13 protein-coding genes, 1 tRNA gene and 1 pseudogene are annotated in these 14,588 nt (G+C 57.0%); 3 read left to right on the top strand and 12 right to left on the bottom strand.

Annotation, left to right across the window (positions count from 1 at the left end; genetic code table 11):
* Positions 1-92: 92 nt before the first annotated feature.
* The 3 genes from Pla100_RS22680 to infC all read right to left on the bottom strand — a co-directional run bounded on the left by Pla100_RS22680 (position 93) and on the right by infC (position 2,237).
* Complete coding sequence (locus Pla100_RS22680) at positions 93-1,199, bottom strand: NAD(P)-binding domain-containing protein (protein WP_231603392.1); 1,107 nt, start codon at positions 1,197-1,199, stop codon at positions 93-95.
* 21 nt (positions 1,200-1,220) lie between these two features.
* Positions 1,221-1,583: a hypothetical protein gene (locus tag Pla100_RS22675; RefSeq protein ID WP_146580473.1), complete on the bottom strand. Its 363-nt coding sequence runs from the start codon at positions 1,581-1,583 to the stop codon at positions 1,221-1,223.
* Between the two features lie 123 nt (positions 1,584-1,706).
* The gene (infC, locus tag Pla100_RS22670; RefSeq protein WP_146580471.1) at positions 1,707-2,237 is read right to left on the bottom strand and encodes a translation initiation factor IF-3; all 531 of its coding nucleotides are present in this window, start codon (positions 2,235-2,237) and stop codon (positions 1,707-1,709) included.
* A 385-nt stretch (positions 2,238-2,622) separates the two neighbouring features.
* On the opposite strand from infC, the gene Pla100_RS22665 reads away from it, so the two are divergent.
* Positions 2,623-2,696: transfer RNA gene (locus Pla100_RS22665), tRNA-Val, on the top strand.
* A gap of 398 nt (positions 2,697-3,094) precedes the next feature.
* On the opposite strand, the pseudogene Pla100_RS31835 reads toward Pla100_RS22665, so the two are convergent.
* Positions 3,095-3,664, bottom strand: a pseudogene (locus Pla100_RS31835) (tyrosine-type recombinase/integrase); the annotation flags it as partial.
* Here Pla100_RS31835 and Pla100_RS31830 point away from each other — a divergent pair.
* Together Pla100_RS31830 and Pla100_RS31825 are read left to right on the top strand one after the other, a co-directional pair.
* Positions 3,557-4,027, top strand: coding sequence for a hypothetical protein (locus Pla100_RS31830; protein WP_231603391.1), 471 nt, complete (start codon positions 3,557-3,559; stop codon positions 4,025-4,027). The pseudogene Pla100_RS31835 and the gene Pla100_RS31830 overlap by 108 nt on opposite strands.
* 18 nt (positions 4,028-4,045) lie before the next feature.
* Positions 4,046-4,324, top strand: coding sequence for a hypothetical protein (locus tag Pla100_RS31825; protein WP_231603388.1), 279 nt, complete (start codon positions 4,046-4,048; stop codon positions 4,322-4,324).
* A gap of 158 nt (positions 4,325-4,482) precedes the next feature.
* Here Pla100_RS31825 and Pla100_RS22655 read toward each other — a convergent pair whose 3' ends face one another.
* From Pla100_RS22655 to Pla100_RS22615, 8 genes are all read right to left on the bottom strand, one after another.
* Positions 4,483-4,773: a hypothetical protein gene (locus Pla100_RS22655; RefSeq protein ID WP_146580469.1), complete on the bottom strand. Its 291-nt coding sequence runs from the start codon at positions 4,771-4,773 to the stop codon at positions 4,483-4,485.
* A complete protein-coding gene (locus Pla100_RS22650; RefSeq protein WP_146580467.1) occupies positions 4,770-7,646 on the bottom strand; it encodes a hypothetical protein in 2,877 nt (958 codons plus the stop codon). Before Pla100_RS22650 ends, Pla100_RS22655 begins: the two co-directional genes overlap by 4 nt.
* Positions 7,643-8,065 (bottom strand): hypothetical protein, encoded by a 423-nt coding sequence (locus Pla100_RS22645; protein WP_146580465.1) that lies wholly within the window; start codon positions 8,063-8,065, stop codon positions 7,643-7,645. The genes Pla100_RS22650 and Pla100_RS22645 overlap by 4 nt, the downstream gene beginning before the upstream one ends.
* Positions 8,062-8,313: a helix-turn-helix transcriptional regulator gene (locus Pla100_RS22640; RefSeq protein ID WP_197168161.1), complete on the bottom strand. Its 252-nt coding sequence runs from the start codon at positions 8,311-8,313 to the stop codon at positions 8,062-8,064. The genes Pla100_RS22645 and Pla100_RS22640 overlap by 4 nt, the downstream gene beginning before the upstream one ends.
* A gap of 178 nt (positions 8,314-8,491) precedes the next feature.
* On the bottom strand, positions 8,492-10,702 hold the full coding sequence (locus Pla100_RS22635) for a hypothetical protein (protein WP_146580461.1): 2,211 nt from the start codon (positions 10,700-10,702) through the stop codon (positions 8,492-8,494).
* A 165-nt stretch (positions 10,703-10,867) separates the two neighbouring features.
* Positions 10,868-11,203 carry a hypothetical protein gene (locus Pla100_RS22630; RefSeq protein WP_146580459.1) on the bottom strand — a complete coding sequence of 112 codons (336 nt, stop codon included), beginning with the start codon at positions 11,201-11,203 and terminating at the stop codon, positions 10,868-10,870.
* A 408-nt stretch (positions 11,204-11,611) separates the two neighbouring features.
* The gene (locus tag Pla100_RS22625) at positions 11,612-11,815 is read right to left on the bottom strand and encodes a hypothetical protein (protein WP_146580457.1); all 204 of its coding nucleotides are present in this window, start codon (positions 11,813-11,815) and stop codon (positions 11,612-11,614) included.
* Between the two features lie 572 nt (positions 11,816-12,387).
* A complete protein-coding gene (locus Pla100_RS22615; RefSeq protein ID WP_146580455.1) occupies positions 12,388-13,899 on the bottom strand; it encodes an SDR family oxidoreductase in 1,512 nt (503 codons plus the stop codon).
* Between the last annotated feature and the right edge of the window lie 689 nt (positions 13,900-14,588).

Below are 14,588 nucleotides of genomic sequence, written 5' to 3'. Positions count from 1 at the left end.
TAGGGTAGTGGATCTTGTTAAAGATCCTGTAGCGGTCGGATCTTTAACAAGATCCACTACAGCGAACCCTAATGTTTAGCTGTGACAGACCACTAGCTCTCCGGTTGCAACCCGATTCTCTGGCGAAGATTGTCCAGCGATTCCGTTTGACGATGGAGCGATAACGATTCCACTGTCGATCGCCGGGAATCGAATCGACGCTGCAGATGGTCCGCGATTTTTGTCGAGTGATCGTGGCAGTTTTCCAAGAAGACCTGATACTTACTCGACTGAGTCCCACCAACGGCCGTCCCAGCCACATAAATTCCTGGGCGTGGCGTCTGCATCGTTTCGGGATCGAAGATCGGTTTGGGCTCCAGCTCATCTGAAAGAATCCCCAGTTCTTGAAAGAGCGTTTGATTTTGTCGATACCCGATCAACGTTAGCACGTCGTCCGCTTCGACGCGAACTTCTTCTTCCCCTGCGGGCGTTTGGACCTGCAAATGGACTGCGTCGGAGTCAATTCGAATGACTCGAGAATGGAACCAGGCCGGTACCGAACCGCTGCGGATCAATCCATCGATTTCCGGTCGTAGCCAATACTTAATCCCGTCGGTCGGCAAGCTTTCGCCATGGTAGCTCAACATGACTCTCGCTCCGCTGCGGTGCAAGCGGATCGCCGCCTCGACCGCACTATTGCGTCCCCCGACGATCAACACTCGTCGACCGTGATAGCGATGAACTTCGCGGAGATAGCCGTCCACATGAGGCAACGATTCACCCGGTACGTTCAATCGATTCGGAAAATCCGTTCCTCCGATCGCCAGAATGACAGCCTTAGTTTCCAACGAATTGGTTTGGCCGGCAAACGCCAATCGCCATTTCGGCTCGTCTGATTGATCCACCGGAACGAGCGATTGTACTTTGGTAAAAGTTTTTACCGGTACATGGAATTGATCCACGACACTTCGCAAATAGTTCAAATACTCTTCACGACTTGCTTTGGATTGATCGACCGTATGCAGTGGAACCCCCGCAATCGCGATTCGATCATTGCTACTGAACCACCGCGTCTGGGGTGCCCACCAAGCAATCGTGTGCCCTAACGCGCCCGCCTCACAGACGAGCGACTCGATTCCACGGCGACGCAGTTCGATCGAGGTCTCGATCCCTATCGGACCACCTCCAATGACCACGGCATCGACCAATCCATTATCCAAATGACTATCCGATGATATCGACTAGTATCCGATGTAACCGACTGGCGCAACTCCATACCCGATGTTGACGCTAATCCCTCGGTAGCCGCTCGTGTACGGCGAGTAACCACTGTATCCCGAGTGGTACGGCGAATAGCCTCGGTAGCCCGAATAGTAAGGTGCCGCTACGACCGGAGCGACTGGACGGTAGACCGGTCTGGCCACCACCACGGGTGCGACAGCAGGATAGTAAGGCACAACGGGACGATAGGCATAACGATAGGCGCGGACCGGAGCACGGTAGGCGTAGCCCCATCCTGCTTCAGATTGCTGGGGTGTCACCGCCAACGATCCCAAAGCGATGGCACCGATCATCAAAAACCAACGAAGTTTCTTTCCAGACATCTTTTACTTCCCCACGAGGGCTGCGTGATTACGAAACCTTGGCCCCCGAAAGCGGGAAGACCGTTGACATTGTAGCAGCTGGGGAATGCAATCAAGGTGCCAAATGAAATTCGCAAGACCGAATCATTTGGGGGCGATCATGCAGATCATCCGACGCCCGTGCTGCTGGGGTTTGGTTTCCACCTTCCCATGCTCACTCAGGATCTCGATGACCTGCTCCATCACCTTGCGGCCTTCTTCGATGTGAGCCATTTCGCGACCCCGGAAAAGAACGCTGACTTGGACTTTGTCCTTGTGCTCCAAGAATTTTTCCGCTTGACGGACTTTCGTACGGATGTCTTCATCACCCGTTTTCGGTCGCAGTCGAATTTCTTTTGTCTTCGTGTGCGAAGAACCGCTGTTCTTCTTTTTGTTTTTGTCGTACTTGAACTTGCCGTAATCCATAATGCGGCAGACCGGAGGTCGTTCGTTCGGGGCGACCTCGACGAGATCCAACCCCGCATCGCGTGCCCGCTCGAGAGCCTGTTCGGTGGGAATGATCCCGAGTTGTTCGCCGGACTCACTGACCACGCGAATCGGAGTAATGCGAATTTGTTGATTGATTCGCGTCGCATCGCGAGTTTCAGGTTGAACGGTTCGTCGTGCCAATGCCACGAAAGCAATCTTCTCCGGCCGGAGGGCGATCCGGCGCAATTAGGTTTGAAAGGACAAAGAATTCAACTACCAGCAGGCAATCGATTCCTCCATAGATTTTAGGTCGCAACCGCTGCACAGGTGAACTCAATCCACCGCACCCGAGCTACGAACCCACTTTGCCTAAAGTATCCGGCCAAAGGGCGGGGGCCGTCAACAGCGATTCTGACGAAATTAACGGTTTTCACGGGGCCCTAGCCGTCTTGACGAAACGACAGCCCCAACGCAAACTACGCAAACCAAATTCAGGAAAGCAAAGTGTTCGACGGCGTCCCAAATGCCGAAACACCTAAAACTCGGCGATGCCCCAGGACATGCTTCCTGCCACGCCAGCCCCAAAACATTCGGGCGATTAGCTCAGTTGGTTAGAGCGCCACGTTGACATCGTGGAGGTCACAGATTCGAGTTCTGTATCGCCCATCATTGAAAAGCCCGTAGAAACCAGTGTTTTGCGGGCTTTTTTCGTGGTCTGGCCCTTCGTTTTGGGCTTCGTCGGTTTGGTCAGGAATGGACGAAAAGGGACTATTTTGACCCGTTTGGACTACGGCAGGTGCAACCAGTGGTGCAACGGTTCGCGGGCCTGTTTCGGCGTCCGTTTGCTGTGTTTCGCGGCGTGAATCATCGCCGCTTTCGTTTGCCGATTTCGGTTCGCGGTGCAACGGTTCGGCGGTGGTCGCTTCCGTCGTGTTAGCTTCGGCAGGCTGGGCGATCGGCAGCGATGGCAACGCCTCGACCGCTTGGGCGGTGTCCAGTAGCCGAGCGTCGGTATAGGTGCCCATCGTCAGGCTGATATTGCTGTGTCGCATCGCGGCTTGGGCAACGCGGGGTGCGACGCCCGCCAACGACAAATGCGTCCCGAAACTGTGACGCAACGCATGGACGTGAACGACTCGATCGTCCACCGTCTTTTCGATGCCGGCGGCGGCAAGGTCGCGGTTGAGAATCCGCAGGATGCCCGACGGAACCGTGAACACTCGGTCGGTTCGGTCGCGTCCCTCGACCCACTTCCGCAGATCGGCGGCCAAATCCAGCCGCAACGCGATTTCGGACCCGGCCCGGTTCTTTTCGTTTCCGTGCTTCAATTTGATGCTGGGTACTTCTTTAAACAACAAATCGCCAACTTCCAGCGTTCGCAATTCATTGGCCCGCAGTCCGGTCAGAACCAACGTCTTATAGATCAACGCCCGTTCGCGGCCGAGCCGTTCTAGTTCCCGCCGGCGATCATCGGGAACTTTCGCCAGCAGCTTGCCTTTGTTCTTGCCCCGATAGACCGTTCGAGCGTGAATGAGCGGTCGCGTTTGGGCGGCTTCGATCAACTTGACCAATTCCGCTTCGGTCAACGCCCGAGCTTCGCGGCGGCGTTCGGCTTGTTCATTCAACCGCGTCATGCCATCGAACGGGTTGGCGATCAAACGCTTTTCGCCGTTGAAGTGCGTTTGCTTTCGGCTTTGGCGTTTGCCGATGCACCAATTCCCGAACACCAACCACGTTTCGCGGTATCCGTTGTAGAGCGATGCCGACAAATTGCGGTCGCCTTTGCGTTGTTCGGACAACCATCGTTCGAGCCGATCGACCGACAAGTCCGACAGCGTGCGAAACTTGCAAGCGTCGGCCGTTTCGTAGAGCTTCGTTTCGTAGTGCTTCACCCGGTCGGCGTGCGTTCCCTTTTGCCGTTGGTAATTCAAGAACGCTTCGATGTGATCGCCGATCGGTGTACCGGCGTGATCGGCGATCCGGTCTTGATCCGGTGACAGAATCTTTGACTTGACGTGTTCGGCCCGCGTCATCAATTCATTCAGCACCGCCATCGCGGCTTGCTTGTCGCTGCATCCCGTCGCGACTTCTTGGACGAACCCTTCCCCGTCGCGGTACTTGGCAATCCACTTGCCCGCTTCGGTCTTGATCCGTTGCGAACCATCTTTGCCGGCGGTCACTTCGGCCGTTCGTTTCTTGCCGCGTCGGTCGGTCCACTGGGCAATCGTTTTGCCTTGGCGGGTGACAATCTTTGCGTCAGTCGGCATCGGCCGGGTGACGACTTTTTTGATTAGCGTTCCCATTGTGTGTTTCACCTTTTCACGTTCACCATTGAAATAGAATCGCGACGGCAGATCGGTGGTGATGCCGACTTTTCGGGGCGGGTAATTAAGCCTCCCCTAGCCGTCGCGATGTGCATCATACCGTTTTGAGCGTATCGACCGCGACCGAATTAGCGGCCGGCGTTTTGGCGGTATCCAACGAAACGACCGCAAACGCGGCACGTCGTCCGAATCCAGCCCGGCCGGCCCGGTGCCGGCGTGTCGATGTAGTTGGCGGGGTTGTTATGGGGTCGGCAGTTTGGTCGCAGGTGAGCCAACAACGCGGGCTTGTGATCGCGGGCAATCGCGACCGCTTCGGCAGGCACTTCGCCGGCGTCCACGGTCAAACGAATCTTGCCCGGTGTCGAACATACCACCGCAACGCCCATCGCCGACAATTCAGCGACGACGGCGGCGGTCACAATTCCACCGCCGATCCGGTGCCCGGTTCAGTGCCCGATCGGTTCGCTTCATTTTGCGACCACAACGCCCCCGAGTCCGACCGAGCCGAATCGGACCCACCAAACCCACCTAACCCACTTTCACCACCACGGCCCGATCCCGTTTCGGGTGGGTTTGGTGGGTTCGAGGGGTTAGTTTCCGGTCGGTCGCGGCCGGTTTGCTTGTTGTCGCAAGCGTTGCCCGCTTCGTTGTCGGCGTCAACACCGCCGGCGGCATCCGGCGACGACTTCGGTTCAACGTCCGACCGAGCCGAATCAGACCGACCAAACCCACCGAACCCACTGTCCGCCGACCGTACCCGCCAACGCTTCACGCCACCGCCGGCCGAATCGTCGTCGATGAACTTGCCACCGTGAACGCGACCCTTCATCCCGCGAATCCGGCGACCGAGTTTGTGAGCGTTGAAGTGTTCGCCGCAAATCTCGAACACCGCTTCGGCCAACACTTCGTGTTCGTCAAAGTCCGCTTGGCTTCCAAACGTCTTGACCTGAATTTCCTTCACCGTCAAACCAATGCCCGACGGATCAGCCTGTTCGATGCCAGCGATCAGCTTGCCGAGCAACGCGGCCGTATCATCGCCGGCAAGAGCGGTCGCCCGCGTCGGCAACGGATCGGCACCGCCGGCCCAAACGATCGCCCCGCGAATCTTCGCCGACCAGGATTCAAACGAACCCCAATCACCCTTCGGTTGAACCGGACAACCGGCAACGAAGTAGGCCCGCAGAATCGTCAACGCAGCGACCGCAAGCGACGGCCGTTGTAATTCGATCCACGCCAACAAATCAGGATGAACGAACCCTGACCGATCTTCCGGCGTTTCGAGCGGTGACTGCAACCGGATCGGCAGAACCCGCCGGCCAACGTCACTTCCGAAAGCCATGTTGTTGCCGGTCGCCGACCAGATCGTCCGCATCGGCAAATCACCCGTCATGCGAGACTGCCCCAACACTCGATCCGACCACGTTGCCGATGTGATGGCGGCATCGAGCGCAGCCCCGCCCAACTGAATGTCCAGGTTATCGAACAACACCGACGGCACCGCACCAATGGCAACCGCCGTGATCGTCTTTCGCATTTCGTCATCGTCGCGGGTGAACGCCTTGCGTGCCGCCCGGCGGCCGTAGGCGATCAGCGTTGCCGCATCGACCAGCAACGACTTGCCCGCCCCGCGAATGTTGGCCGTCACCGCGAACAACGGAACGTAACCATCGACGCAGGAACGCCCGATCATGGACAACACCATCGACGCCCATGCCGATCGGTCGGCATCCTCGAACATCGGGAAGTCCGCCAACACGTCCAACAACACCGACAACGCTTTCGCCGCGTCATCCTTCGTTGGTTCATCAGGCACCGCCGGGAAGTCCACCGACGGCCGGAAAATCAAACCCGTTTGGCGATCATAGCCCGGCGTTTGAACAATCGAACCATCGACGCGAATCGTTGGCGATTCGATTATGCCCGACAACGGACGCACCGCACCGCCATAACTACCCCGCCGATAAACCGCGTCGATCAACCAACCAGGCGGCCGGGTCGGTTTCACTTCGACTTCATCTTCGCTTTCGGTTTCAGTAATCAGCGAAACCGATTGTGTGATCCGTTCGCGAACCAAACACGGCGGCATATCGCGAACGGCCAAACGGCCTTCCGCGTCCACGTCGTCGCTCTCGATCGCATGAACCAACACGCCACCGCGAACAAACAACCGAGCCGCTTCGGCGTACTCCGGTTTGATCCACGGCGTTACCCAACCGAGCCGCCCCAGGTGCCGAACGACTTGATCGGTGACGGCGGCTTCGTTCATCGTGACAACGACTTCCGGCCGACCGTCGCCGGCTTCGTCGCTCTCGCTGGGCTTCCACGGCGTTGCCGCTTCGATCGCTTCGCGGACCAGCCGTTCGCCGTCCGGCTTTCGTAAACAATCGCGAACATCGTCCCCGTGTTTGTCCTTCACGATACCCGGCAACCGAGCGACCGCGACGGACGCAGCGATGCCCGACAGATTGCCGGCGGTGTGATCGGCCCCGACGTTGCCGGCGGTGTCCAGATCAGGAACGACAACCACGTCCACGCCCTCGAACAACCGAGCGTATTTCGTCGCCATCTTGTTGCCGACATAACCGAAAGCCAGATAGCCGAGTCCGATCAACGCGGCGGCATCCTTCACGCCCTCGACTGCCAACCATTGTTCGCCGGGTTTGGGCAAGCGACCAGGAAAGAACAATCCGCTTGGGCGTTCGTCCTTCGTTGTCGCTTTCTTGACCCGGCCTTTGTCACCCGGCCATAGGTCGAAGTACGAATGAACTTGACCGGCATCGTTGTAAAGGTCGATCCGGCAAACCGCGAAACGATCGCGGCCCCGCTGGGCTTCCTTCACGCCGAACAACTTGAACGCATCAACCGGCATTCGTTTGTCGCGACACGTCGCCGTGATAATGTCCACGGCGGCGGCCGGCTTGCCGTCGTCATTGCCGACCATCCCGAGCCGTTCGGCGATCCACTTTGCCGCTTCGCCGTTGGTGGTGTCCATCAACCAAGCCACCGTCGCGATACCGTCACCGGGTTTGATCTTGGACGACTTGTTGAAGCAATGACGACAGAACACCGCCCCGGTTTCGGCAACGTCTTTCGCCGCGTTTGACCGATCGTCACCGCCACAATGAACGCAAGGTCGCGGTTTGCCATCGAGATAGTCAGCGGGCAAACCGGCGTCCATCAACAGCCCCGGCCACTGTCCACGGGCAGCGGCTTTGACTTCTGCGATGGACGGCCGGCGTTTAGAATGTTGGTGACGGGTCGCACTGTCACTCTTTGGGGGTTGTCGATTCATTCGGCAGCCTCTTTTTGTTGGCGGGAGTCCTTTACCGTTGTTGCTTGTTGCAGTCCGACGTATCGCCGTGCGGCGGCCGGATCGACCAACCGCCAAACGTGACGCAAGCCACAATGACGCGACGGGCGCAGGCTTTGCCCCGCGTCCACCGCTTCGATGAAACCGTCCTTGCGAAGCGATCGCGTTACCGATCCACGCCAACACCCGCCATCGTCAAACGCGGCGTGCATCGCGTCGTCGTCGGTCGCGTCGTCAATCGTTCCGGTGTGGTTCGGCAAGCGAAGTAGCGCCGACAGCAACGCCAGCCGTCCGGCGGCAACGCGGTCGCTCTTGGCATCGGCGGCTAACTGCATCCCACGGTCGCGGCGTTGCTGGCCTTTGTTCTTGCCATCGCTTTTGTTCTTGTTGGAACGCTTCATCGTTTGCCCCCTTTCGCGTTGTTGCGAATGTTGGGGCAACCATCGGCCAACCATTGCTCAATATCCGATCGCAAGAATCGGACCAGAGAACCGAGCCGGATCGGCTTTGGCATCCGGCCGGCATCGACTAGCCGGCGAACATGCCGACCCGAGCAATTCAAATAGAGTTCGGCAACGTCATCAACGGATAACATCGCCCGCCCGCGTCCGTCTTGGATCGCATCGGCGTGAGGGGCAGTCTTGGACATTCCTATGCCTGTGGTCATGTGCCAGGCAAACACCGTCGCGGCTTGCGACTGTCAGCGTTTGCCATACGCAGACCACGAATCGGACCACCGGACCGCAACGTCGGAACCGGCAAACCCCGTGATTCGCGGGACGGGAAAAACCGCAAAAACTTTCGGCGTTGTCCGATTCTGTCCGGTCTTACAAATCGGACCGCCGGACCACTGAACCGCCGGCAGATTTAGACTCGCCCTTCTTCAAACGTATGCCACCATCGTTCAGGTATCGCACAAAGGTTTCAGGATTGGCCGGCACCATCGCGGCGGCTTCCCCGTCTTCCAAGATCGCGGCGTGAAGTTCCGGCCCGGTCATAGCGTGTGCATTCTCGATTCTTTCGATCGCGTAGTCGTATGCCGACCGAGCCTTCACCCGTGACGGACTACTAGCCCGCTTTGACTTTGGCAAACTGTCGTCGGTTTGAGCTTCGGTCGCCGGCTTTGATTTCGGCCCGGCTATCATTTCCTCTTTGTCGGGTCTTGGATTGCCAAGTTCGTCCGCAAACTCGATTTCTGCACAAACGGCGAATCCTGATGGACTTAATCGAATCCATCGACGAAGTGATTCCGGTTCCCTCGCTATCCAGTCCGGCAGGCACTCTTTCAAAGGTTTCTTAGGTGATCCGTTGTTGTACTGCTCCCAATCAATTTCTCGAATTTCGCTTGCGATATGTTGCTTTCCGTCACCACTCCAATAGCTATTAAGTGTCGCAAACTGAATAAGTTGGTGCTTGTCGAGTATCAACAACAAGTTTGCGTTGTAGAGACTCTGTTCAATGTGATCGAGTCGCTTGCCAGCATTGCCAAACGCACTGAGTTCAGATAACAAACGACGGACGGTTTGGTTCTTTACGATGTTGGAAAGACTCAGTACCCCATCGGTCGGTGACGATTCTTTTTGTTGGTCGTCGCCGTGCGTTATACTACCTGTCTCGCGCGCGACTGAGATAACTTGTTGTGAACCCCGATTCGGCGTCGGCAACAACGATTCGGCTTCGCTTCTGAGCGTCCCCTTAAATTGCTGTTCCTCGATTCCTCGATGTTCTTGGGCGTAGCCGATCCAATCTTCCCATAGCTGCCAATCGGTTCGGTCGCGGCCGTAACATTCACGCAACCGCCTTCGCCATCGCGACCATTCGGGGAAGTGTGCATCGAATCCATCGCCGTAAACCCGGTTGTCATATCGGTACTCGCATTCGATCGCGACCCCGAGCCAACGCAACGTCTTTCGTTGGCGTGCGATGCAATTGCAACAACGGCCTGGGCCGACCTGTGACGGCGTAAGTTGTTCGCCGCATTCAAAACACTCCCGCAGCCCTCCGGCTTCGATGAGATCACGAACGAATCCAACGCTTTCAGTGGCGACCCGAGCGGTGATGGCATCGAGTTCCGCAATCAACGTGTCTCGGTCTTTCCGATCAAACCGCAACGCGGCCCAAACGCCAATCACCAACCGACAAACGGCCGCGTCGATCTGATCCCGTTGGTTGTCGAATTTCGGGAACGAACCACCCGCGTTCAGTGCGGCCAATGATTCATCGAATCCGACCGATTCAATCACGCCATCGAGCACCGCCAACGACTCGACCATCGACCGCGACGACTCGCCAGCAAGATACGCAACCAAACACGGCCCGAACGTCTCCCAAGCGTTCTCCCATGCTTGGCGATGCCCGTCGATGACGTTCACCGCGAATGCGACTTGCCGAGCCTGCTTTCGCGTTTCCTCGCCCGCTTCGATCGCCTCTTGCATGGCGACCGCATAGGCCGGCGGGCTTGCCGCTTCGGCCTGTTCGATGCCCCTGTCCATCTCTTGGACGGTTTGAATTTCGGCGATTAGATCGGTCAATTCCGATTCAAACGCTTTGATCCGATCCACGTTGCCCGCAAGATACCGAACAACGGTTTCGGTGCGTCCGGCCCTTTGAGCCAACTCGGCTTCGGATCGGTCGAGGTTCGATCGTCCGGTGATCGCCAGCCGTACTTTCGACAGTAGCTTCATTGCAGGCTTGGCGTATTCGACGCCTGACCACGCCAACCGATGCGACAACCATTCGCACCGTTCACAGACATCGGTGAAGTGATCGAAAACCCGTTGCAGGTTGCTTTCGTCGAAGTGGTCGCCGTTATCGTCGTACACGGTTTCGAGCGATTGCAGATGAATCCATTGATCCGCGCTTTCGTGTTGCGTTATCCAATGCAAATCCCCGAGCAATTCGAGCGACTTTTCGGCTAGTTCGCCGGGTGTCAACCGATCGCGTTTGGCTTCCGCTATTGCGTTTTGTTTTTGGTCCCAATCTTCGGCGGCAATCTTTGACCAAAAATCGTTATCCGGGTTGGCATCATTCAACGACATCACTTTTCCTATTCATTGCAGCCGGGCGGACTCCGCCGTCGTCGTCGAATAGGAAACGACGACGGCAGAGACCATCGGCGGAGCAACCCGCCAACCCGTCGATAGTCGCGGTAATCAGCCGCAACTGTTCAATGCCGAGTGATTAGCCCGACGTGTACCGATTATCTACTTTTTCGCATCACTTGGACACGGTAGGTCGTCCAGCGGCAAAATGTGGTATTCCAACGCGAACGCGGCCAATCGGGCTTCTTCGGCTTTGCAATGCTTGCGGCCCGCGTCAGTCATGCGAACCTGCATTCCGGCCGATGCCCGGCGGGTTTCGACCAGCCCGCGCCGTTCTAGGTTGCCGATCAGTTTGGGTACCAAACGGCGGTCATTGTCCAGGTTGAACAACAATTCCCACTCGCCAAATTGCCGGAAGTAAACCCAACCGGGATCGCCATCGCTCCCCAAGTGTTCGAGCATCAAATCGGCGGTGCGGTCAAAGTGTGATGGAGTCAAAACGAATCCTTTCGGGATGAATGATGTAGCAAACAACGTGTGATCGGTATTGCGGCCGGTTCGGTGGCACCAACAAAGGAAACCGACCGGCGGAAGGACCCGCAGACGGACGGACTCTCTGTCTCGTTAATGCCATCGCGGTAAAGACGGCAGAGGTAGAGAGGCAAAAAGGACCCGCGACGACGGCGGCGGCCCCGCGACTTGCTTACTGTGTTTAGGTCTCCCCTGGGTGGGAAGCTCTTCGCTTTTCATGCAAAGCCCTAGGGGGACCCAGAGCGGGGGCCTCTCATTGGTCCCTTTCGATCGCCAGCGACGCCCCCGCCTCTGGGTCCTTCCTAGGTCGGCTTTGTCTCGTCTGCGATGCCCAAGCCCGGCCGCCTGAGAGAGAGTCCGTCCAACGCTGGACGGTTATCGGTCGGCTACGGATCGTTGATTCAACGCCTCGACCAACCGCCCCACCGCGTCGGTGCCGAGTGTTTCGGCGACCAGATCAACCAACATGGTGGCGACCGAGCGTTCACCCGATTCGGCGATCAGGTGCAACCAGTGGTGCAACCGTTCGGCATCGGTGCGTTTGACCCCGGTTTTTACGCTGTTTTCGCCGGGTGCCAAGACGTTGACATCGTGGAGGTCACAGATTCGAGTTCTGTATCGCCCATCCCCAAAAACCCCGTAAAACTTAGCGTTTTGCGGGGTTTTTTCGTTTCGGTCGCGTCCGCGTCGTCGGTGACCGAATGGTCTGAAATGGACTGGGTTTTGACCCCTTTGGTGCAAACTACATCAGTTATCGCCGCATTCGTTGTTTTTGTTAGGGTAATTGATACAAGTCCGATGCGCGACGGCGTGTTGATTTAATTAGCCGTACCGCGTTAGCGGCGTGTTGATTTAATCGTAACCCGAAGCGTGAGCGAGGGATTCATCACCATTAAGTCCTTTGTATGTATCCCTCGCTCACGCTTCGGGTTTCGATGAGGACTAAATCAACAGCCCGCAAGCGGCGGTTAACTGAACGCCAACCGGGGCTAACGCCCATCGGCTAATTGTTGCAATTCGGTACACGACTAAATCAACACGCCGGCGAGCGAGGGAATCCACTTCAAACTTCGCAATACCAGCGACTCCACTCGCTTGCGCGTCGGGCTTGTATGTTAGCGGCGTAGCCGCCTTGCGATTTTCTCGTTCGATCACGTCCGGGGTTCTGTCGTCGCTGGCACTTCAGCGGCATCAATCTGGGGGCGATTGGACTGGACGTTTCTGGCGATGCCCTTCAGCATCACCGGAAAGACGAGTCCATGCAGTGGCAAGACTGCGTACCAATAGGCGAGCCCAAGGAGCCCAAGGGGTCGAAACCGAGCCGTCATGCAAATCTTCGTTTGGTTACGATCTTGTTCCTCCAATTGAAAATCAAGCTCCGCTACGCCCGGTAGCTTCATTTCCGCACGCAGCGTGAGCCTCTCGTTCTCAACCAATTTCGTCACTCGCCAGAAATCCACCGCTTCGCCGTAGTGAAGGTCACGTGGATGCCTGCGTCCACGACGCAAACCTGGTCCGCCGACAGCTTGATCCATCCAGCCACGAATCCGCCACAAATAACCGGCACCCCAATAGCCCTTGCTTCCGCCAATGGATCGGATTTCAGCAAACGTCTGCTCGGCTGATCCGTGTACGATGATTTCCCGTCGATCGACAAACGTTGTCCCCCCGGCCCAATCCGGATCGCCGGGAATCTTTCCTGCCGTCGACCAGCGTGTTTCGATGTCACCGCTGTGAGTTCGGTCAAGTGCGGCCTCGATCGCGTCTTCGATTCCAAGGCATTCGCCAGGCATCAGGCGAAGCGCGTCGTCATTGCGGCAAACGGTTCGATTCTTCAAACCTTCTGCCAGCGGCCTCGCAATGCTACTGCTGACCGGAGTCACCAGGCCGATCCAAAGACTGCTCAAACGCGGAGTCAGAACCGGAACCGGAAAAATGATCCGCCGGCGCAGCTTCAACTTTTCCGCCATCACCTGCATAACGTTCTGATAGGTCATGATGTCGGCCCCACCGATGTCGATGGTCCGGCCTGCCGTTTCATCAACGTCGATACACTCGACGAGATAGCGAAGTACATCGCGAATCGCGATCGGCTGAGTCTCAGTGTTGACCCACTTGGGCGTCACCATGATCGGCAACCTTTCCACCAAGTACCGCAGCGTTTCAAACGACGCTGAACCCGATCCGATAATCATCGCCGCGCGGAACACCGTTGCCCGTACGGGGCCGGCTTGAAGAATCTCTGCTACTTCATGACGACTGTCGAGATGTTTAGAAAGGTCAGGCCCCAATTCGCCAAGACCGCCCAAGTAAACGATTCGCTGGCAAGATGATTGTTCCACAGCTTCTCGAAAGCTCGTCGCTAGCTCTCGATCCCGCTTCGCATATTCACCCTTAGCTGACTTCATCGAGTGGACAAGATAGAACGCGATCTCAACATCATGCAGCGCTCGACCGATCGCTGTTGCGTCCTCAAGTTCGCCCGGCACTACCGTCACACGCGCGTCGCGGGCCCATGCAAACTTGGTCAGTTTTTCTGGGCTACGCACCAGACAATTCACCGAGTAGCCTCGCTCGAGCAGGCGCCGGACAAGCCGACCTCCCACGTATCCGGTCGCACCACAAACAAAAACACGGCGAGAAGCGGGGGGTAATTTCGTCATCTAGTCCAAGGTTCCGTTGGGAAGCGACTCTGGCGGCAGCAACTCGAGTAATCCTCCCGCAAAGGCAACTCGGCACATCTTATAGCGGAAATTGGGAGCAAATGACGATGCCGAAGAATTTCAACGGCAAAGTCGGCGTTCGTCAGCGATTACGGTTGATGATGTCATGAACCAGGTAAAGGTCCGTTCGCTGACGTCTAGGGTGAGATCCTGTTCATCGACGCCCACAATCTTGGCCACTTAATCAATCGCCGGACCCGCGAGCTATCGAGCGACGACATCGACCGCATTCAAGACAAGGATTACCGCGACTGAATCGTTTCGATCAAAAGCCGAGTTCAGACACAATGACATAGACGTCAAACGGCTTGCTTTTGTCCGAAAAAGAGGTTTTTTTTTCGTGCAGGAGCGGCCCTTTGAAAATGACGCAAACCATTACAGACAAAGCACTTGCTATGATTTATGGAAAGGGGAGCGGTTGGGCATTCTCTCAGGTCGATTTAAACGACCTCGGGTCGCGTTCTACCATTGGGAAAACCGGGGGATAGAGCATTTCTCTAGTAGTCTATCGCAGCTCAATTTTCGGGTAGAGGCGTCTTAATTTGATCCGAGCGTCTGCGGTCGTGAACTGCCAATCGATTCCCGTTTGACGCTCGTTTCGCGCGGCATACCACTTGGTAATTCGCTCG

The sequence above is a fragment of the Neorhodopirellula pilleata genome, assembly GCF_007859915.1.
Lineage (GTDB): Bacteria > Planctomycetota > Planctomycetia > Pirellulales > Pirellulaceae > Rhodopirellula > Rhodopirellula pilleata.
The sequence above is the reverse complement of the archived record's forward strand: the minus strand, read 5'-3'. Positions and strand labels throughout refer to the sequence as shown.